The following is a 19,319-nucleotide window of genomic DNA, read 5'->3' as shown; positions in this document are numbered from 1 at the left end:
AGGTGGAGACAGCTTTGCGCGCATATGAAGTAGTGGTCATCCTCGACCCGAGTCTCGACGAGCGGACCATCGAGCCCTCGTTGGACAAGTATCTCAACGTCATCCGCAAGGACGGCGGCTCTGTCGACAAGGTCGACGTCTGGGGCAAGCGCCGCCTGGCGTACGAGATCAACAAGAACGCTGAGGGCATCTACGCGATCCTCAACCTGACGGCCGAGCCGGCGACGGTGAAGGAGTTCAACCGTCAGCTCAGCCTCAACGAGTCCATCATGCGTACGAAGGTCCTTCGCCCCGACGCTCACTGATCTGTGGATAACCCTCCCGCAATGTCAGTGGGGGTTGGCACCATGAGCAGTGACACCTAAGAGCGAAGCATCCGAACAGGAGACCTCCAGATGGCAGGCGAAACCGTTATCACCGTTGTCGGCAACCTCGTCGACGACCCCGAGCTGCGCTTCACCCCCAGTGGGTCGGCCGTGGCCAACTTCCGGATCGCGTCGACGCCGCGCACCTTCGACCGTCAGACCAACGAGTGGAAGGACGGCGACGCGCTGTTCCTTTCCTGCTCGGTGTGGCGGCAGGCCGCGGAGAACGCCGCAGAGACCCTCACCAAGGGCATGCGGGTGATCGTCCAGGGCCGCCTCAAGCAGCGGTCGTACGAGACGCGCGAGGGTGAGAAGCGCACCGTCATCGAGCTCGAGGTCGACGAGGTTGGTCCGTCGTTGCGTTATGCGTCCGCCAAGGTCACCCGTTCGTCGGGTGGCGGCGGTGGGTCCTACGGCGGCAACCAGGGTGGCGGCTCCTACGGGGGCGGCCAGCAGGGTGGCTCCGGCGGTGGCGACCCGTGGGCCCAGCCCAGCCGGCCCAGTGGCCAGCAGGGCGGCAACTCGGGCGGCTCCGGTGGGTCCGACCCCTGGAACGCCCCCGGCGTGGGCTCGGACGAGCCCCCGTTCTGATCAACAGCACCGGTGGTTGAGGAGCCCGCGCAGCGGGCGTCTCGAAACCACGGTGAGAAGCACCACCCACCGGTGGTTGAGGAGCCCGCGCCAGCGGGCGTCTCGAAACCGGCACGAAGCACCACCCACTGCTGGTTGAGGAGCCCGCGCAGCGGGTGTCTCGAAACCACGGTGAGAAGCACACAACATTCCATTCCGTCCCTCCGCCTTGAGGGCCGGGCTCACTGAAAGGGAGCACCACAATGGCCAAGGCAGTGATTCGCAAGCCCAAGAAGAAGGTTTGCCAGTTCTGCAAGGAAGGAGCCGAGGGCGTCGACTACAAGGACGCCACGCTGCTCCGCAAGTTCATCTCCGACCGCGGCAAGATCCGTGCGCGTCGCGTGACCGGCAACTGCGTCCAGCACCAGCGTGACGTGGCCATCGCGGTCAAGAACGCGCGCGAACTCGCGCTGCTGCCCTACACCTCGACCGGTCGCTGAAGGGAGGCTTTGGCATGAAGATCATCCTGACTCAGGAAGTCGACAACCTCGGCACCCCCGGTGACGTGGTGGAGGTCAAGGACGGGTACGCCCGCAACTACCTCCTGCCCCGTGGCGTGGCGATCCGCTGGACCCGCGGCGGCCAGAAGGAGGTCGACGCGATCAAGTCGGCTCGTTCGGCTCGTGCCCTGCGCGACGCTGACCACGCGACCGAGGTCAAGGGCAAGCTCGAGGGCTCGCCGGTGGACCTGAAGGTCAAGGCCGGTGCGGGTGGCCGCCTCTTCGGCGCCGTCACCACCAACGAGATCGCCTCGGCTCTGTCGGCCGTCGCCGGCGAGTCGGTCGACAAGCGTTCGATCGTGCTCGGCAACCCGATCAAGTCGCTCGGTGCCCACTCCGTGTCGGTGAAGCTCATCGACGGCGTGAGCGCCAACGTGGCGCTCAACGTGATCCCGGGCTGACCCCGAGTTCTCGCTCTGCGCGGCCCGCCACCCCCGGGGTGGCGGGCCGTGGTGCATTTCCCGGGCGGCAGGTGGGGGTCGAGCGGACTGTGGTCCGCTCAACCCCCGATGATCCGGGGGCTGAGCGGACGAAGCGGGGGCCTACCCCGACCGACCACCCACCACCATCCAGGCATCGCCGCGTTCCCGGCGCAACAGCACGACCGCCCGCGCGCCCATGAAGACCGCGCACATCGCGACCCACACCGGCACCAACCCACCTGGGCCGAGCGCGGCCACCATGACGACCGGGGCATAGACCACCAGCACGACCAGGCCTGCCCAGGCCAGGTACGTCCCGTCGCCCGCGCCGATCAGCACCCCGTCCAGCACAAACACCACGCCCGCCAGCGGTTGACCCAGCGCTGCCACCAGCAAGACCGGCACCAGCAGTTCGCGCACCGCAGCGTCGCCGGTGAACAGCCGTCCCAACCAGGGCGAGGACAAGGCCAGCAGCACCCCGGTCACGATCCCCGACCACAGGCCCCACCGGATCATCCGGCGCGTCACGGCACGCGCGTAGTCGACATCGCCAGATCCCAGCGCCCGCCCGGTCAGCGCCTGCGCGGCGATCGCGATCGCATCGAGAGCAAACGCCAGGAAGCCCCACAAGGTGATCGCGATCTGATGTGCCGCCAGGTTGGTTTCGTCCCGGGTGCCGCCGGGGCTGGCGAGCACCACGGCGTACGTCCCGACAAGCAGCGCAGCCCGCAGCGTGAGGGTACGGATCAGCAATGGCACGCCCGCGCGTCCAGCGCTTCGAATGCCGGGCAGGTCCGGGCGCAACGAGGCCCCGCGTTGTCGAGCCGCGCGTACGACCACCGCCACCAGCGCGAACGCGCTGAGCGCCTGCGCCGCCACCGAACCCATCGCGGCGCCGGCGATGCCGTACGCGGACACCGGCCCCCAGCCGTAGACGAGCAGGAAGTTGAGCGCCACGTTTAGCGCGTTGCCCCCGACCGCGACATACAAGGGCGTACGCGTGTCGAGCAGTCCGCGCAGAACGCCCGTGGCCGCGAGCATCAGCAGTAGGGGCGTGGTCCCGAAGAACGCGATCCGCAGATAGGTGGCACCAGAGTCGGTCACGACGGCGCTGGCGCCGAAGAGCCCGATCAGCCAGTCGGTGAGCGTGACGCCGAGTGCGGTGACACCGAGACCGATCACCAGGGCGAGCCACAGACCGTCCACGCCTTGGGCCAGCGCCGCGCGTTCGTCGCGCGCGCCGAGCAGGCGTGAGACCGACGCCGTGGTGCCGTAGGCCAGGAAGACGCACAGGCCGATGGCGGTCTGGAGTATCGCGGCGGCCAAGCCGAGCCCCGCGAGTTCGGCGGTGCCGAGATGACCGACGATGGCCGCATCGGCGAGTAGGTAGACGGGTTCGGCAATGAGCGCGAGGAAGGCGGGTACGGCCAGACGCCAGATCTCGCGGTCGACCGATTTCACCGGCTGAGTGTGACACCTCCACGACCTTCACACCTCCTGTGGAGAACCTCGTTTACCTGTGGAAAGGCGGGTTCTTCGGGCTCTTTGTCGACTAACCGGCAACGTCGTCCAGATGGCGAGAAGATGAACAAAATGTTCTCTGCACGGTTCCTGGCTGCATGCTGTGGATACGTGTTCGCGCAGGTCAGAGGCAGGACTGGCGAGAATCGCCGCAGAATGTCCACACCGCTATCCACATCGCATCGCGTGTCGTCCACGGCTCCCTCACAAGACTCACAGAGTTATCCCCAGGCGCTGGGGATAGGCCGCTGTCGCGGTGGTCTTGCAACGCGTACGTTCCCGCGCGGAAGTCCTTTTGTCGGTGGTCGTCCCTACCGTGCTCCTGAGGAACCCCAACGAAGGCTCGATCACGATATCGAGAGCATGTGGAGGCGTACGCACGTGAGCATCACCGAGCAGGACTCCTCGGAGTTCCCCGAGGATTTCTCCATCGTCGCCGACGAATGGGGCGACGGCCCGGTGTCGTTCGCCCCCGGCGAGGCTCCGCAGCACGTCGGCCGCCCTGGCGATCGCACTCCGCCGCAGGACATGGCCGCCGAGCAGTCGGTGCTGGGCGCCATGCTGATCAGCAAGGACTCGATCGCCGACGTCGCCGAGGTGCTGCGCGGGGTCGACTTCTATCGCCCGAGCCACGAGATCGTGTACGACGCGATCCTCGACCTCTACGGCCGTGGTGAGCCGGCCGATCCCATCACCGTCGTGGCCGAGTTGACCCGCCGTGGCGAGTTGGCCCGCGTGGGCGGCGCGCCGTACCTCCACACCCTGAGCGCGAACGTCCCGATTGCCGCCAACGCCGGCTACTACGCCGAGATCGTGCGCGAGAAGGCGATCTTGCGTCGGCTCGTGGATGCGGGGACCAAGATCGTGCAGATCGGGTACGCCGGGGAGGGCCAGGTCGACGACGTGGTCGACCAGGCGCAGGCCGAGGTCTACAAGATCACCGAGAAGCGCGCCTCGGAGGACTATGCGCCGCTGAGCGACATCATGGCTGGTGTCCTCGACGAGATCGAGGCGATCGGCAACCGGGAGGCCGGGCTCTATGGCGTCCCGACCGGGTTCGCCGACATGGACGATCTGACCAACGGTCTGCACGCGGGCCAGATGATCATCGTCGCTGCGCGCCCCGCGATGGGCAAGTCGACTCTCGCCCTCGACTTCTGCCGGGCCGCGTCGATCCACAACAACCTCGCGAGTGTCTTCTTCAGCCTGGAGATGACGCGCTCGGAGATCACGATGCGTCTGTTGAGCGCCGAGGCTCGCGTACCCCTCAACCACATCCGCAACGGCCAGTTGACCGAGGACGACTGGGAGCGACTGGCCCGCAAGATGGGTGAGGTGTCGGGTGCGCCGATGTTCATCGACGACTCGCCGAACATGACGATGATGGAGATCCGCGCCAAGGCGCGTCGGCTCAAGCAGCGCCACGACCTGCGCCTGATCGTGATCGACTACATGCAGTTGATGACCAGCGGCAAGAAGGTCGAGTCGCGGCAGCTGGAGGTCTCGGAATTCTCTCGCCAGATCAAGTTGCTGGCCAAAGAACTCGAAGTCCCGATCATCGCGCTCTCGCAGCTCAACCGTGGTCCCGAGCAGCGAGGCGACAAGCGCCCGATGATGAGCGACCTTCGCGAATCAGGTTCGCTTGAGCAGGACGCCGACATGGTGATCCTGCTGCACCGCGACGACGTCTACGAGAAGGAATCAACCCGCCCCGGCGAGGCCGACCTGATCGTGGCCAAGCACCGCAACGGCCCGACCCGTGACACCACCGTGGCGTTCCAGGGGCACTACTCGCGGTTTGTGGATATGGCGCACTGAGCCTGCATGGTGTCGAGATGCAGCGAACTTTGACAAGTCGCTGTCCATGTCAAGATCCACAAGATCAGTCGACTTTATGTACGTGGTTTCCACGTGCCGGTGTCGGCTCGCGGTTAGAGGGGCCAGCATGACGGAGGGCGATGGTGAACACGTCTAATGTTGAGTCCGTGAGCGTCCAGGTCGGCGAAGACCGCAAGCGCCGGTGTCCGTCCAGCGGCGCCGACCATGGGAAGATGATCCCGCATTAACCGTGAGAGTAAGTACCCGCTTGAACTCAACAAACTCTGCACGGTCCCCCCGACTCGCGAACGCATCGGGGCGCGCTGTGTCAGCCTCGGCAACCGACGCCCGTCCGATGGCAGGAACGGTGTCTGGTCCCGCCCCTCGGGGCGCGTGCGATGCGCGCGGCCCGATCCGCCTGAGCTTGCTCCTGCGCCGACCCGGCACTCTTGCTGACCGAGTTGGTGACGTACCCGTACCGCTGCAGCAGGGGCGTGCCTGGGCAGGAGGTACGGGCAGGTCCGTATCCGGTGTGCGGCGAGGAAGAACTGCGGCCGGATGCGGGGCCGGAGTGTCTCTGGTCGCGACTCCGGCCGCAGTTCTGTGGCTTCGACGGCTTGGAGTCCACCAAGAAGCAAACCCCACACCCGGGCAAGCCCCAGAAAAGCCGGACCGGATTCAAATACCCACCGGGGTATGATTGGACGCATGGAACTCGATGCTGAGCAGATGCAGGCAGTCGTGAAGCGCCTCAAGCGCGCCCAGGGCCAGATCGGCGGCATCATCAAGATGATCGAGGACGGCCGCGACTGCCAGGACATCGTTACCCAGATGGCCGCAGTGTCGAAGGCTCTCGACCGCGCGGGATTCGCGACGATCTCGCTCGGGCTGCGTCAGTGCATGAGCGACCCCGAGCACAATCAGATGGACGTCGCGGCCATGGAAAAGCTCTTCCTCTCCCTCGCGTGACGCTCGCTCTCGCGCGTCCCCTCAGCCGCGCACGCCTGCTGCCCACGTGGTGTAGCCGCCGCTGAGATTGCGTACGTCAGCCCAGCCCCGCTGGCGCAGAATCCTCGCGGCCAGATGACCGCGCAGGCCGACCGCGCAGTGCACCACGACCGGCCCCGACGGCACCTCGTCCAGCCGCGAGCGGAGCTCGTCGAGCGGGATGTTCACAGCCCTCGGGATCGCGCCCGCAGCGAATTCAGACGCTGTCCGTACATCGATGATCGCGGCATCCGCCGCGTCGAGTTCGTGCCACTGGGTCGAGCGCGAGACCTCGCTGCGCAGGTTGTCGGCGATGTGGCCGAGCATGTTGATCGGGTCCTTCGCGGAGCCGAACTGTGGGGCGTACGCCAGCTCGAGCTCGGCCAGATCGCTGGCCCGCAGCCCTCCGGTCATCGCCGTGGCGATCACGTCGATGCGCTTGTCGACGCCCTCGCGGCCGACGCCCTGGGCACCCAGGATCTCGTCGGTCTCGGGGTCGACGAGCAGCTTCAACGCCATCGTCGCGGCACCGGGGTAATAGCTGGCGTGCGAAGCCGAGTGAGTGTGGATCGCGCGATACGCACGACCCGCCGCGCGCAGGCGCTTCTCGTTCCAGCCGGTCGCCGCGACCTGCAAGCCAAGCACGCCGACGATCGCCGTACCCCGGACGGGTCGGTCCACCCCTGGGCGGCCGGCGATCACGTCGGCGACCCGACGCCCCTGCAGATTGGCGGTATTGGCCAAGGGCACCAGGCCGGACTCGTGGCTGAGCGCATCGGGCTTCTCGACCGCATCGCCGACCGCATAGATGTGTGGATCGCTGGTCCGGAAGTGATCGTCGACGACGATCCCGCCTCGTTCGCCGACCCGCAGGCCAGCGGCGAGCGCCAGCGAGGCGTCCGGGCGTACGCCGATCGCGGCCACCACCAGGTCGGCAGCCAAGGCCGACCCGTCGGACAGCGTGACGTCCTCATCGCCGATCGAGGTCACCGACGCGCCGAGCCGCAGGTCGACCCCGCCGTCGCGCAACGCCTGATGCACCGGCGCGACCATCTCGGGATCCAGCGGTGCCATCACCTGATCGGTGGCTTCGACCAACGCGACCCGCAATCCACGGTGAACCAGGTTCTCCGCCATCTCCACACCGATGAAGCCGCCGCCGATCACCACGGCAGTGGTCGCGTCGGCCACCGCCGCGACGAGCCGGTCGGTGTCCTCGATGTCGCGCAGAGACAGTGCGCGCTCGATGCCGGGGATGGGAGGGCGTACGGGTCGTGCGCCGGGCGAGAGCACGAGCGCGTCATAGGCCAGCGACGACTCGGCGCCCGTGGTCAGATCGCGCAGCAGCACCTTGCGGGCGCCCGCGTCGATCGAGACGGCTTCCGTGCGCACCCGAACGTCGAGGTCGAACCTCGCGGCGAGCGACTCCGGCGTCTGGAGTAGCAACGCGGAGCGATCTTCGATCACGCCGCCCACGTGATAGGGCAGGCCGCAGTTGGCGAAGGATACGTAGCCGCTGCGCTCGATCACGACGATGCGGGCAGTCTCGTCCAGCCGCCGCAGTCGCGTGGCCGCCGACATCCCGCCCGCCACGCCGCCGATGATGAGGAAGGTCTGGTTCGTCATGGTGACACAATACCCCCTGGGGTATGATGAACGCGAAACCAGCCAACCGAGAGGACCAAACGATGTGCCGAGCAGTGACCTGCCGCAAGTGCGGCAAAACGACGTGGGCCGGGTGCGGCCAGCACGTAGATCAGGTAATGCGTGGCGTCCCCAAGGCCCAACGATGCGAGGGGCACCAGGATGAGCCGAGTACGGGCATCTTCGCGAAACTCTTCCGACGCTGACGCGAGCCGGCCGGGCACCGGCGCGATGCCTCCTGCATGAGTACGCATGGGCCAGCGCCTGCGCCGAGACCGAGACCGAGACGATCTCTGGTCTAGACAGCCCGCATGCTAGGCACCAAAAAGGGTGTGAGTCTCACCCCTGGTTGTTAGAGTCCCGCGAACCTTCGATCTTCGATCTTCGCTGAGAGGCTCCCCCCGCCATGGCAACCGACTCTTCCAACCGCGCCCAGACGCCAACCCGCCGCGCTCTCACCCAGGGAGCGCTCTGGTCCGCGCCAGCCGTGGCGATCGCCACAGCCGCTCCGGCCGTAGCGAGCACCCCGGTCAAGGAGCCACAGACCCTCACGATCAACGGCACCGGATCGAGCGCGCTGAGCACCACCACGGTCGCCTTTGCGTGCACGACCGTCGTCACCTACACCGTCACAGGCGGCTCGGGTGGCGCGGATGTCCCTGCCACGTTCACAGGGGCGGGCAAGGGTGCTGAACTCAAGGGCACGGTGACGGTCCCGGCCGGGACGACCCTGACGCTCGTCGCCGGTGGCGTGGGCGACACGAAGGTCTCCAACAACTACCTCGCGGGTGCCGCGTACGTCGCCAAGGGCGGCAAGGGTTATGGCAGCGGCGGCGATTCGGGTCCGTCCGCCAGCCGTACGGGTTCGGGTGGCGGTGGCGGCTCGGCCATTCTGATCGGCACGACGCCACTGGTCGTGGCAGGCGGGGGTGGGGGGTCGTACACCCGCAATGCCAACTACACGGTCACCAACCCGGCCAACCCCTTCACGGCCAGCCCGAACCTCACCTCGCTCGCCGGCTCGGGTACGGGGACCGATGGTGGTGACGGTCAGAACGCCACGCGCTCGATCCTCGACCAGACCAACAGCAGTACGGTCGCGACGCACACGGCCAGTGCGGGCAAGGGCGCCGTTGGTGCCACCCCAGGCACGGCCGTCGCGTCGACGGCCACGCTTGACTTGTCCGCCGCCGCAGCCACCACGACCGGTGCCACGGACCAGGCCTTGGGCAGCAACGGCAGCGGCGGCAACGGCGGACAGGGCGCCCCAGGCCTGTTGCTCTCGGGCTACGGCGACATCCCGGCCTCGGCCGGTGGTGGTGGCGGCGGTTGCGCCGGCGGCGCCGGCGGCAGCAGCGTCGCGACGGGCGTGACGAGCACGCGCAACGGTGTGGCCTACGCGGGTGAGAACACCAATGGCGGCACCGGTGGTGCCGGTTCGAGTTATGCCCAGTCAGGTGCCGGCGCCACCGTGACACCGTCCAGCGGGGACACGCGCTCGACCTACGGGGACGGCCTGGTGACTCTCGACTGGATGTCCTGCTGACCCAGCCGCTAGTGAGCACGGCGCCACAACGCGGCCCACGCACGGGTTCACCAACCGGGTGATGGCGATCGAGATGCCCGCGACGCGGTGACGGTTGGAGCCGGATCCCGTGGGAAGGGTGCAGGCTGTGAAGCGCAAGTCCGTCCGTGTCGGCATCGCGATCTTGATCGTCGTCGGGCTGGTCGTCGGCCTGCGGTGGCGCGCAGAGCAGCAGCGACAAGATGCCGTACGCACGCTCGTCGAGGAGTACGTCGAGCTCGTCGCGACGGCCGAGTCCGATGACCTGCAGAAGTTGTGGTCCGCGGAGTTGCACGAGTCCCCGGGCGCGATGCGGATGGCTGGGCGGTTCCTGGTCGAAGCCGAGGAGCGGATCGAGGTGGTCGAGGTCGGTGAGGTCACAGCGACCGAGGAGCGTGGCAACTACGAAGTCCCGATGGAGGCCTTCGTGAAGGTGCCGGTGACCTATCGACTCTCGGGCGAGACTGTCAAGACGTCGGTGATGCTCGGCAGGTTGCGAGACCGCTCTGGCAGATCCCGCGAGGACTGGTGGATCGTGTCCGGCCTGCAGGGTCTGATTGGCTGGAAGCAACCGGGCTTCGCCGACCTCACGGTCGAGACCTACCTGGGTGAGCACCGCGTGGTGCGAATGCTCGGATTTGGAGGAGATACCGAGGACACGCAGCCCCTCTATCCGGGTGTCTACCGCACGCAGGATCGGGTCAACCCATGGTTCGTCTCGCAGACCAAACAGGTCCAGGTCAGCACCGGCACTGTCGAGCCACCCACGCAGACGCTGCACGCCACCCCACGCACCCGACGTCGTATCTCCAGACTCTTTGACGCCAGCATTCGAGCCTGTGAGAGGCCTTCCAGCTATTGCCGGATCGACGACCGACTCGCGGCGGCGGGCATCGAGGTGTGGGAGGGGCGGTACAAATACGACTGGCTGCGCGAACCGCGACTGACCTTCGACCAGGCCAACGTCAAGGTGTCAGGTGGCAGGCTGCGCGCAACTGCGGGCGGCCTGCCCACGCGTACGATCAAGATCGACGGCTCGCTCGTCATCGGCCTGGACAACCAGAGTTGGACGCCGGTCATCTTCACCTACGACGTGGATGGAGCTCCGAGGTGAGGTGGCGTACGAACGCGGCCGTGCTCGCGGTCCTGATTGCTGCCGCAGGTTGCGCGCAAAGCGACGACGAGGCCGTGGAACGGGCGGTGACCCAGGCTGCCCAGGCGTACGTCGACGCCATCGCCGACGGGGACCTGGACACCGTCGAGGCCCTGACCAGCGACCAGGCAATCGGGCTGCCGTCGGACCCTGACGACGGCCAGGACATCCGCGCTGAACTGCCCGACGCGGACGCGCACATCGAAGACCCCTGGGTACGCCTGATTGGCCCCGACTACCCCTCGGTGGAGGAACCCCACACGTTCCAGGTCTCGTGGACGCTCGACGGACTCACGGGCGGTGACACGCTCGAACTCGCGCTCGAAGAAGATACGGACCCCACCCGGCAGGAGTCGTGGCGGGTCACGGATGCGTTGATCCACCACGCGTACTTCAACGTCGTGTCGACGGTCAGTGACGAGCGGATCGGGTCGACCGAGCTTTCGGAGTCCGACGAGACCGTCCAGGTGTTGGGCTACCCGGGTCGCTACCTCGCCCAAGGGATGGGCGAGACGCGGGCCGTCGAACCGCTGCCGGTGCTGCTCGGTGTCGAAGACCTGCCGCCCTGGGACGTGACGTGGCCGAGACTGGGTGGGGAGTTGGACCCCTAGGTCAGCCTCGTGCCCGGCGGAACACCGGGACCGACTTGGACGAAATCTCGGGGGCGTACGCATACCCGGCCGCGTCGAACTTCTTCAGCGCCCCAGGAGTGCGTACGCGATTCTGGATCAGCCACGCCGCCATCTCACCGCGGGCACGCTTGGCGAAGAACGAGATCACCTTGTAGTTGCCCTTGGCGTCCTCGTCCTCGAAGCGAGGCGAGATGATCGGCACGCCGGGAAGGGCCGAGACGTCGACCGACGAGAAGTATTCGTTCGAGGCGAGGTTGACCAGCACCGCAGCGCCCGGCGAGGCCTCGAGATCGGTGGCCAACATCGAGGCGATCCGGGTGCCCCAGAAGTCGTACAGATTCTTGCCGCCGGGGTTCGCGACCTGGATCCCCATCTCCAGCCGGTAGGGCTGCATCAGGTCGAGTGGGCGCAGCACGCCATAGAGCCCCGAGAGGATGCGCAGTGTCTTCTGCGCTTCGGCGAAGTCGCGTCCGTCGAAACGGTGTGCCGCATCGATGCCCTGATAGACGTCGCCGTTGAACGCCAACAGCGCCTGCCGTGCGTTGCGCATCGTGAACGGTGTCTCGAAGTCGCCATAACGCTCGACGTTGAGCGCGGCCAGTTCGTCGGAGATGCCCATCAGGTCGGCGACCTCGTCGGGTGATTTCGTACGCATCACGTCGATGAGCTGCTGAGACTGGTCCAGCAGTCGCGGCTCGGTGTGTCTGCGGGTGGGGAAGCTTGGATTCGTAGTCCAGCGACTTCGCGGGAGAGATGACGGCCAGCACCACCGAAGCCTACTTCGCGTACGGCGGCGGCTCGTGGCCGCGAGACGAAGCTTCGGTCGCCAGGCTGAGCACCACGGCTCAGGCGGACCTGGGTGAAGCAGCGGACGCTGGAGTCATGAACACCACCCGATTCCTCGCCGGCGCCGCCCTCGCCGTGACAGTCTCCGGCTGCAACATCGTCACCACCGATATCTCCGGCCAGGTCGGCGTCACCATGGCGCACGGGCATCCGACGATCCTGGTGCTGTCGTGCGATGCGGCGCTCGGCATCCTCGACGTCTCAGGTGACCGCACCGGGCTGAACGAGGACGAGGAGAATCCCCGGCTCGGGCACTGGACGGCGGCTACACCCGAGACCGGATTGGTCGAACTCGATCCGGCCAACCCGGCGGGGTGGTCGGGTGCGGGATGGGAGTGGGAGACCGGACGTGTGGTCATCGTCGGGGCCGGTTCGGCCGACGAGGACGTGGCTGCCACGCCGGTGATCGTCAACCCGGGTGACCTCGATCGACTCTCGCGCGATCAGGTGCAGGTCGGCGACACGGGCAAGATCGTCAGCCGCGCAGAGTTCGAGAAGGGCTGCGCGCAGAACTAGAACGTGTTTCAATCTGGCATGGCTGATCCCAAGCGTGAAGAACAGAAGGAAATGCTCAAGGCGATGCTGAAGGGCGCCAAGGAGGACCCCAAAGGGGCTGCGCTCTTCTTCCGCGACGTCGCCAAGGACGCGATCAAGAAGGCTCGCGACAAGCGCCGAGGCTGACCTGGCTCGATGAGCGAGCACGTCACCTATTGCAGGCTGTGCGAGCCGCTGTGCGGACTCATCGCCACGGTGGAGAACGGCCGCCTCGTCTCGCTCGTTCCCGACCCGGACAACCCGCTCTCGCGCGGATTCGTGTGCCCGAAGGGCGTTTCGTTCACCGAGATCCAGAACGCACCCGATCGACTGCTCCATCCCATGCGCCGCAACGACGCCGGGGAGTTGGAGCAGGTCAGCTGGGATGAGGCGCTCGACGAGATCGCCAGCCGACTGCGCACCATTTGGGACCAGACCGGCCCCGAGTCGATCGCGTTCTATCTGGGCAACCCGAGCGCCTTCTCCTACTCGGCCGCCCTGTGGACCGGTGGTTTCGGAGCGGCGCTGGGAGACGTCAAGCAATACACGGCCGGCTCCCAGGACACCAACAGCCGCTGGGTCGCCAGCAAGCTGCTCTACAACGCGATCGTGCAGACTCCCTTCCCCGATCTGCCGCGCACCGACTTCCTGCTCATGCTCGGCGCCAACCCGCTGGTGTCGCACGGCGGCCTGCTGCGGGCGCCACGGATCCGTCAGGACCTGGCCGACATCAGCAAGCGCGGTGGGCGAGTCGTCGTGGTCGATCCCCGTCGCACTGAGACCGCGAAGGCGTACGAACACGTCTCACTGCACCCCGACTCCGACGCCTGGCTGCTGTTGAGCCTGCTGCACAGCATCGACGCCGAAGGCCTGGTTGATGCCCAAGCGATCGCCGAGCAGACCACCGGGTGGGAGTCGTTGCGGGCGACGTTGCACCGTTTCGCTCCCGAGGAGACCGCCGAGATCACCGGCGTCGAGCCGGAGGTCGTACGCCGTCTTGCCCGTGATTTCGCGACCGCCGACCGCGCCTCGACCTATGGGCGTACGGGCACCTGCCTGGGCCGCCAAGCCACCCTGGTCAATGCGCTGCTCGATGCCGTCTCGATCGTCACGGGCAACCTCGATCGGCCCGGTGGGCTGCTCTTCGCCCAGGACGTGATCCCGTTGCAGGACCTCGCCGAGCGGGCCGGGCAGTTGGGATACGCCGACCGCCGCTCGCGCATCGGCGACCACCCCGACGTGATCGGCACCTTTCCTGCCTCGACGCTGGCCGAGGAGATCACGACGCCGGGCGAGGGGCAGGTGCGGGCGATGTTCTGCACCGCCGGTGATCCGGTGATGTCGACGCCCGACGGCGGCGCTCTGGCTGCGGCGCTGCCCCGGCTCGACCTGCTCGTGTGCATCGACCTGTTCGTCAGCGAGACCGCCAAGTACGCCGACTTCGTACTGCCCGCCGTCACCTTCCTGGAGCGAGACGACGTCCCGATCATCTTCGCGGGCGCCACGCCCTACCCCTTCCTCCAGCACACCGAAGCCGTCGTCGAGCCCTATGGCGAGGCGCGCCACGAGTGGGAGATCTATCGCGACATCGCCGCACGCGCCGGTTTCGCCCTCTTCGTCCCCGGCGCCAACTCGTGGGTCACGCGGATCGCGCGGCGGCTGCCGATGCTCCGGCCAAGGCAGATGGTCGAGTTGGTGCTGCGGATCGGGCCGTACGGTGACCGCTTCGGTCTGCGTCGAGGCGGCCTGAACCCCAAACGACTGCGCGAGCACCCACACGGGATCCGTCTCGCGGAGTTCGCGCCGACCGGTCTGCGAGAGAAGGTCGTACGCCACCCGAACGCGCGCGTCGAGCTGGCCGCTCCACAGATCCTGGACGCGATCACCGCCTTGCGGCGCGAGGACGATCCCGACTTCCCGCTGCGGATGATCGGCCTGCGCGAGATGCGGTCGTTGAACTCCTGGCTGCATCGCAGCCCGACACTGATGAAGGGCGAGCGGCGCCACGAGGTGCGCGTACACCCTGACGATGCGGCGACGTACGGGATCACCGACGGTGAGGCGATCACGGTCACCTCGCGCAGCGGCCGGATCGAGTCGTACGCCAAACTCACCGACGAACTGCGACCGGGCACCATCGCCGTGCCGCATGGCTGGCGCGGCGCCAACAGCAACCTGCTGACGCCCAGTGATGTGGTCGAACCGCTTGCGGGGATGTCGCACCTGAACGGGGTGCCGGTGCAGATCGCGCCGGGCTGCTAGTTTCGCGCTGCCGCACTCGTCTTAGGAGGAATCATGGGCCACGTCGTCGACTTCAAGGATGTCTCCACGCAGGGACTCCAGTCCTCTCCCGTGGCCGAGGCGCTCGCCGGGTTGCGGGCCAACGAGGCGCGCTATTTCAAGAACAAGTACGATCACGACTTCGCCGTGACTCCTGCTGACGAGGACCCGGCGACCGTGGCCTGGGTGGCCGAGATCCTGGCCAGTGAGCGCGACATCGAGATCGCGTCGAGGCCGCTGGAGGTGTCGATCGCCGAGGTCGACGGCATCCACTGGGTGCACGTCTTCTATGAGTCGGGGCTGGCGGTCAACGTGCTCTACACCCGCGAAGACGGCGGCAAGCGCGCCGTCGGGTTCAAGCTGTCCGAGGGCATGGAGCCTCCGGTCGAACTCGACGCCTTCAAGTGGGCGCGGCAGAAGTCCAAGCTGGCCGGGACGATCCGCGGGTCGTACTTCGTGATCAAGGGTGTGCACGACCCGATCAGATGAGCAGGTCAGCCGACAACGGGGAAGATTGCTGTCACCCGGTGACAGTGAATTACCAGTTAACGTCCGACCGGCACTAGAGGGAGATCAGGCCTCGGCCAGGTCCTCGTCGCCCATGTTGATCGTCAGCGGCTTCTGGAAGAATCTGGTCACCCACAGCAGCACCAGGATCCCGATGCCGAACCAGACCAGGCCGTAGTTGCGCGAGTCGTGGGACAGTTTGGCCCACAGCACGAGGGTGAAGCAGACGCCGATCAGCGGCAGCACGATGTTGCGGAAGATCTCCTGGGCCGTGCCGCGCTCTCCCTTGCGTACGGCGAAGTGCGCGATCACGGTCAGGTTGACGAAACTGAACGCGATCAGGGCGCCGAAGTTGATCAGCGCGGCGATGAAGTCGAGGTTGAACGGGATCGCCCCGAGCGAGACGACGCCGACGAAGATGATGGCGGCGGCGGGCGTACGGAACCGTGGCGACACCTGGCCGAAAAACTTCGATACGGGCCCGGTGCCGTTGCGGCCCATCACATAGAGCAGGCGCGCGACCGAGGCGTGCGAGGCCAGGCTGGAGGCGACGGTCGCGGCGAACGCAGCGGAGGTCAGCAGGATCTTGAAGGCGGTGCCACCGACCAGGAACGCGATCTGTGGCAGCGCACTGTTTTCCAGTGAGTCCTTGCTGAAGTCCGACAGGTCGGGGAACAGCGACTGGGTGAACCAGGCGGCGATGAAGAAGATCGCGCCGCCGATCATCAACGCCAGCACGATCGCGCGCGGCACGGTGTCGGGGTCCTTGGCCTCTTCGGTGTACATCGTGATTGCGTCGAAGCCGATGAACGAGAAGCACACCAGGGTCGCCCCCGTGATCACATGCCCGAGTTCGACGCCGCCATGCCAGGCCGGGGCACTGGAGAAGATGGTGCCGTTGCCGTCGCCCTGGGACAAGGCGCGAATCGCCAGCACGAGGAAGACCGCGATCAGGACGACCTCGAACACCACGAGCAGGCCGTTGACCCTCGAGGTGTTGGTCATCGAGACCGTCACCATCGTGGTGATGGCCACGACATAGACCGCCACCCAGATCCACGGCGGCACGTCGGGGAAGAACGACTCCATATAACTGCGGATGATCAACGCATTGACCAACGGCAACAGCAGGTAGTCCAACAGCGACGACCAGCCGATCAGGAAGCCCAGGTTGGGGTTCATCGTGTTCGACGTATAGGTGTACGCCGACCCGGCGGACGGGAAGACGCGGGTCATCCGGCCGTACGAGATGGCGGTGAAGGTCATCGCGACCAGCGCCAGGACGTACGCACTGGGCACCACGCCGTTGGTCTCGTCGGCGACGATGCCGAAGGTGTCGAAAATGACCGTCGGGGTCATGTAGCCCAGACCGAGGGCGACGATCGCCCAGAGTCCGAGTGTCCGGGAAAGGTGAGCCGATCCCTGGCCCGACTCCGCGACGTCTTGATGTTGTGCCATCGCCATCCCTTTCCCTTGGTGCGCGCTGGAAAGTAGCAGTCAGCGAGCATCGGCGTCCGCAATTCTGTTGATTTCGCTTCGATGAGGTCTTCGGGGCCACTACCCTCGACCCGCCACCACTCGGGAGCGAGAAGGAGACGACGTGAGAATTGTTGTCGGGTACGTGCCCGGAAAGCGCGGTGTCGAGGCGATCAACCTGGCCGCCACCTTGGCGGGGTCGCGCGAGGCCACGCTCGATGTGGTGGTCGTGCTGCCCAGCGACGAACCGACCTTCGACATGTATTCGCCGGACAAGGCCTATCAGGCCGCACTCGAATCCCAGGCTCGCGGCTGGCTGGACAAGGCGCTGGCTCGTATTCCCGAGGGCATCGAAGCACGTGGTCATCTGCGCCGAGCAGACTCGATCACCGCGGGCTTGATCGAGGCGGCCACCCAGGGCGAGTTGGGCCCGGAGGCGGAGGGGATCGTGGTGGGCGCCGCGTCGAGTGGACCCATGGGTCGACTCAAGATCGGCAGCGTCGCGGGCTCCCTGCTGCATTCGGCGCCGGTGCCGGTCGCGCTGGCGCCCAAGGGATATCGGGGCCATCCGGCGATCACCCGCATTACCTGTGCGCTCGGTGATCGACACGGCGCCGACGCACTGCTGGAGGTCGCCATCGCGGCGGCGGCCGCGCGCGGCGTACCCCTGCGGTTGATGTCCCTGCTGGCACTGGACAAGCACGACGAGAGCCGCGACGAGCGGATCGCGGCAGCCGAGGCGCACGAGTCTTCTCTGGTGGCCCGCGCCGCGTCGCAACTGTCGACCGGCGTGACGGGCGTCGTCGGCACCGGGAAGTCTCTCGGCAAGTGCGTGAAATCGCTGGAGTTCGACGACACCGAGATGGTGCTGATCGGCTCGGGCCGGCTCGCAGGCCCGCGTCAGGTCTTCCTCAGCGCGTCGGCCAACCGGATCTCGCGGGCGCTGCCGGTGCCGATGGTGGTCGTGCCGCGTGACTACGAGCCGCCGGTCGGCTGAGTCAGCTCGACGGCGGGATTGCCAGCGATTTGATCCGCTCGACCCTCTTCGGGCGGCAGCGCGTCGCCGTGCTGGTCGCGATAACTGAAGCCGCGCCCGGCTCGCTTGCGGGTCCAGCTCGGCATCTGCGGACGGACGTGGCGCAGTCTGGTCATGGGGCACGGTAGGCCGTGGTCGGGGTGCCGGACCGCACCCCAAAGGGTCAGGAGGTCCGGCGGCTCGGAGGGGATCAACCCTGCGCGAGTTCGAGCGTACGCGTGAAGGCGTGCGGTTGGAACGTTCCACAATGCGCGAGTTCGAGCGTACGCGTGAAGTCGCGCACCGGGTGGCAGGCTGGGGCCGATGGGACACGGGCACGGGCATGGACACGGGCACTCGGCGGCGGGGCGACACCGCTGGCGGTTGGCGGTGGCCTTTGTGCTGGTCGCGACCTTCTTCGTCGTCGAACTCGTCGCCGGGATCGCCTCGCAGTCGCTCGCGCTGATCAGCGACGCGGGGCATATGGCCGCGGACGTGGTGACGCTCGGTGCGGCGCTGGTGGCGACCCGGATCGCGACGCGTCCGGACAGCACGGGAAGGCGTACGTTCGGCTCCTATCGCGCCGAGGTCTTCGCCTCGGGGCTGGCCGTGCTGATGATGCTCGGGGTCTCGGTCTATATCGCGATCGAAGCGATTGGCCGGATCGGTGCGTCGGTGTCCCCGGCCTCGACGATGATGTTGATCGTCGGTGCGGTCGGTCTGGTGATCAACCTGATCTCCTTGGCCCTGCTGCGCGGCGGGGCGGCGGAGAGCCTGAACGTCAAGGGCGCCTATCTAGAAGTGCTCGCCGACGCTCTCGGCTCCCTCGGGGTGATCGCGGCCGGTGTGCTGGTGGCTGTCACCGGGTCGCCGGTGTGGGACACCGTGATCGCGCTGGCGATCGCGGTCTTCGTCGCCGTACGAGCGGTCATGCTCGGGCGTGAAGTGCTGGCCGTGCTGGGTCAGCACGCCCCCGCGGATGTGGAGCCGCGTGAGATCCTGGCGGCGTTGGAGTCGGTGGGCGGCGTACGCCAGGTGCACGACCTGCACGTGTGGCAACTGACCTCAGGGATGAACGTCGCCACTGCGCACCTGGTCGCCTCACCAGACGTCGGGGCTGCGGCATTGGCCGAGGCCAGTTCCGTGTTGCGGACTCGCTTTGGGATTGCCCACGCCACGCTGCAGGTGGAGGCCGCGCCCGGCGCGGAGTGCTTGTCGTACGACTGGTAGGTCGCGCGGCGGGTGGTTTCGAGACGGGCTTCGCCCTCCTCAACCACCGGGGGGTCCGGTGTTGCCGGTGGTTGAGGAGCCCGCGGAGCGGGCGTCTCGAAACCACTGTGCGTTCGTCGGGTGTGGTTTCGAGACGGGCTTCGCCCTCCTCAACCACCGAGGGTCGGGTGTGGTTTCGAGACGGGCTTCGCCCTC

General features: G+C 67.0%; 20 protein-coding genes. 15 read left to right on the top strand and 5 right to left on the bottom strand.

Features of this window, described 5'->3' with window-relative positions; all coding sequences use genetic code 11:
* Positions 1-14: 14 nt before the first annotated feature.
* The 4 genes from rpsF to rplI all read left to right on the top strand — a co-directional run bounded on the left by rpsF (position 15) and on the right by rplI (position 1,896).
* Positions 15-305: a 30S ribosomal protein S6 gene (rpsF, locus tag V9G04_17755; protein ID MEI2715083.1), complete on the top strand. Its 291-nt coding sequence runs from the start codon at positions 15-17 to the stop codon at positions 303-305.
* A gap of 90 nt (positions 306-395) precedes the next feature.
* Complete coding sequence (locus tag V9G04_17750) at positions 396-956, top strand: single-stranded DNA-binding protein (GenBank protein ID MEI2715082.1); 561 nt, start codon at positions 396-398, stop codon at positions 954-956.
* Between the two features lie 242 nt (positions 957-1,198).
* Positions 1,199-1,435 (top strand): 30S ribosomal protein S18, encoded by a 237-nt coding sequence (gene rpsR, locus V9G04_17745; GenBank protein MEI2715081.1) that lies wholly within the window; start codon positions 1,199-1,201, stop codon positions 1,433-1,435.
* 14 nt (positions 1,436-1,449) lie between these two features.
* On the top strand, positions 1,450-1,896 hold the full coding sequence (gene rplI / locus V9G04_17740) for a 50S ribosomal protein L9 (GenBank protein MEI2715080.1): 447 nt from the start codon (positions 1,450-1,452) through the stop codon (positions 1,894-1,896).
* 141 nt (positions 1,897-2,037) lie between these two features.
* Here rplI and V9G04_17735 read toward each other — a convergent pair whose 3' ends face one another.
* Complete coding sequence (locus V9G04_17735; GenBank protein MEI2715079.1) at positions 2,038-3,378, bottom strand: MATE family efflux transporter; 1,341 nt, start codon at positions 3,376-3,378, stop codon at positions 2,038-2,040.
* A 519-nt stretch (positions 3,379-3,897) separates the two neighbouring features.
* On the opposite strand from V9G04_17735, the gene dnaB reads away from it, so the two are divergent.
* Together dnaB and V9G04_17725 are read left to right on the top strand one after the other, a co-directional pair.
* Positions 3,898-5,256 (top strand): replicative DNA helicase, encoded by a 1,359-nt coding sequence (gene dnaB / locus V9G04_17730; protein ID MEI2715078.1) that lies wholly within the window; start codon positions 3,898-3,900, stop codon positions 5,254-5,256.
* A gap of 708 nt (positions 5,257-5,964) precedes the next feature.
* On the top strand, positions 5,965-6,225 hold the full coding sequence (locus tag V9G04_17725) for a metal-sensitive transcriptional regulator (protein ID MEI2715077.1): 261 nt from the start codon (positions 5,965-5,967) through the stop codon (positions 6,223-6,225).
* 21 nt (positions 6,226-6,246) lie between these two features.
* On the opposite strand, the gene V9G04_17720 is transcribed toward V9G04_17725, so the two are convergent.
* A complete protein-coding gene (locus tag V9G04_17720; protein MEI2715076.1) occupies positions 6,247-7,869 on the bottom strand; it encodes an FAD-dependent oxidoreductase in 1,623 nt (540 codons plus the stop codon).
* 424 nt (positions 7,870-8,293) lie between these two features.
* Between V9G04_17720 and V9G04_17715 the strand changes: the two genes are divergently transcribed.
* The 3 genes from V9G04_17715 to V9G04_17705 all read left to right on the top strand — a co-directional run bounded on the left by V9G04_17715 (position 8,294) and on the right by V9G04_17705 (position 11,215).
* A complete protein-coding gene (locus tag V9G04_17715; GenBank protein MEI2715075.1) occupies positions 8,294-9,433 on the top strand; it encodes a hypothetical protein in 1,140 nt (379 codons plus the stop codon).
* Positions 9,434-9,560: 127 nt separating this feature from the next.
* Positions 9,561-10,565 (top strand): hypothetical protein, encoded by a 1,005-nt coding sequence (locus tag V9G04_17710; GenBank protein MEI2715074.1) that lies wholly within the window; start codon positions 9,561-9,563, stop codon positions 10,563-10,565.
* Positions 10,562-11,215, top strand: coding sequence for a hypothetical protein (locus V9G04_17705; protein MEI2715073.1), 654 nt, complete (start codon positions 10,562-10,564; stop codon positions 11,213-11,215). Before V9G04_17710 ends, V9G04_17705 begins: the two co-directional genes overlap by 4 nt.
* A gap of 1 nt (position 11,216) precedes the next feature.
* Here the strand turns inward: V9G04_17705 and yaaA are convergent, their stop codons facing one another.
* Positions 11,217-11,900 carry a peroxide stress protein YaaA gene (gene yaaA / locus V9G04_17700; GenBank protein ID MEI2715072.1) on the bottom strand — a complete coding sequence of 228 codons (684 nt, stop codon included), beginning with the start codon at positions 11,898-11,900 and terminating at the stop codon, positions 11,217-11,219.
* Positions 11,901-11,989: 89 nt separating this feature from the next.
* Here yaaA and V9G04_17695 point away from each other — a divergent pair, with 89 nt between their 5' ends.
* Genes V9G04_17695 through V9G04_17680 form a run of 4 tightly spaced genes read left to right on the top strand, consistent with a single transcriptional unit; the run spans position 11,990 to position 15,385 of the window.
* Entirely contained in the window at positions 11,990-12,598 is a 609-nt protein-coding gene (locus tag V9G04_17695) for a hypothetical protein (GenBank protein ID MEI2715071.1), read from the top strand.
* Positions 12,599-12,616: 18 nt separating this feature from the next.
* A complete protein-coding gene (locus tag V9G04_17690; protein ID MEI2715070.1) occupies positions 12,617-12,763 on the top strand; it encodes a hypothetical protein in 147 nt (48 codons plus the stop codon).
* A gap of 9 nt (positions 12,764-12,772) precedes the next feature.
* Entirely contained in the window at positions 12,773-14,878 is a 2,106-nt protein-coding gene (locus tag V9G04_17685) for a molybdopterin-dependent oxidoreductase (protein ID MEI2715069.1), read from the top strand.
* Between the two features lie 33 nt (positions 14,879-14,911).
* Positions 14,912-15,385: a phage tail protein gene (locus tag V9G04_17680; protein ID MEI2715068.1), complete on the top strand. Its 474-nt coding sequence runs from the start codon at positions 14,912-14,914 to the stop codon at positions 15,383-15,385.
* A gap of 84 nt (positions 15,386-15,469) precedes the next feature.
* Here the strand turns inward: V9G04_17680 and V9G04_17675 are convergent, their stop codons facing one another.
* The gene (locus tag V9G04_17675) at positions 15,470-16,867 is read right to left on the bottom strand and encodes an APC family permease (protein MEI2715067.1); all 1,398 of its coding nucleotides are present in this window, start codon (positions 16,865-16,867) and stop codon (positions 15,470-15,472) included.
* A 136-nt stretch (positions 16,868-17,003) separates the two neighbouring features.
* Here V9G04_17675 and V9G04_17670 point away from each other — a divergent pair, with 136 nt between their 5' ends.
* A complete protein-coding gene (locus tag V9G04_17670; GenBank protein MEI2715066.1) occupies positions 17,004-17,876 on the top strand; it encodes a universal stress protein in 873 nt (290 codons plus the stop codon).
* Here V9G04_17670 and V9G04_17665 read toward each other — a convergent pair.
* Positions 17,855-18,031, bottom strand: coding sequence for a hypothetical protein (locus V9G04_17665; GenBank protein ID MEI2715065.1), 177 nt, complete (start codon positions 18,029-18,031; stop codon positions 17,855-17,857). The two genes, V9G04_17670 and V9G04_17665, sit on opposite strands and share 22 nt — an antisense overlap.
* 187 nt (positions 18,032-18,218) lie before the next feature.
* Here V9G04_17665 and V9G04_17660 point away from each other — a divergent pair, with 187 nt between their 5' ends.
* Positions 18,219-19,124: a cation diffusion facilitator family transporter gene (locus V9G04_17660; protein MEI2715064.1), complete on the top strand. Its 906-nt coding sequence runs from the start codon at positions 18,219-18,221 to the stop codon at positions 19,122-19,124.
* Positions 19,125-19,319: the final 195 nt, after the last annotated feature.

It is taken from the genome of Nocardioides sp. (genome assembly GCA_037045645.1).
Classification (GTDB): domain Bacteria; phylum Actinomycetota; class Actinomycetes; order Propionibacteriales; family Nocardioidaceae; genus Nocardioides.
Note: the sequence above shows the minus strand (reverse complement) of the source record. Positions and strands in the feature narration are given on the sequence as shown.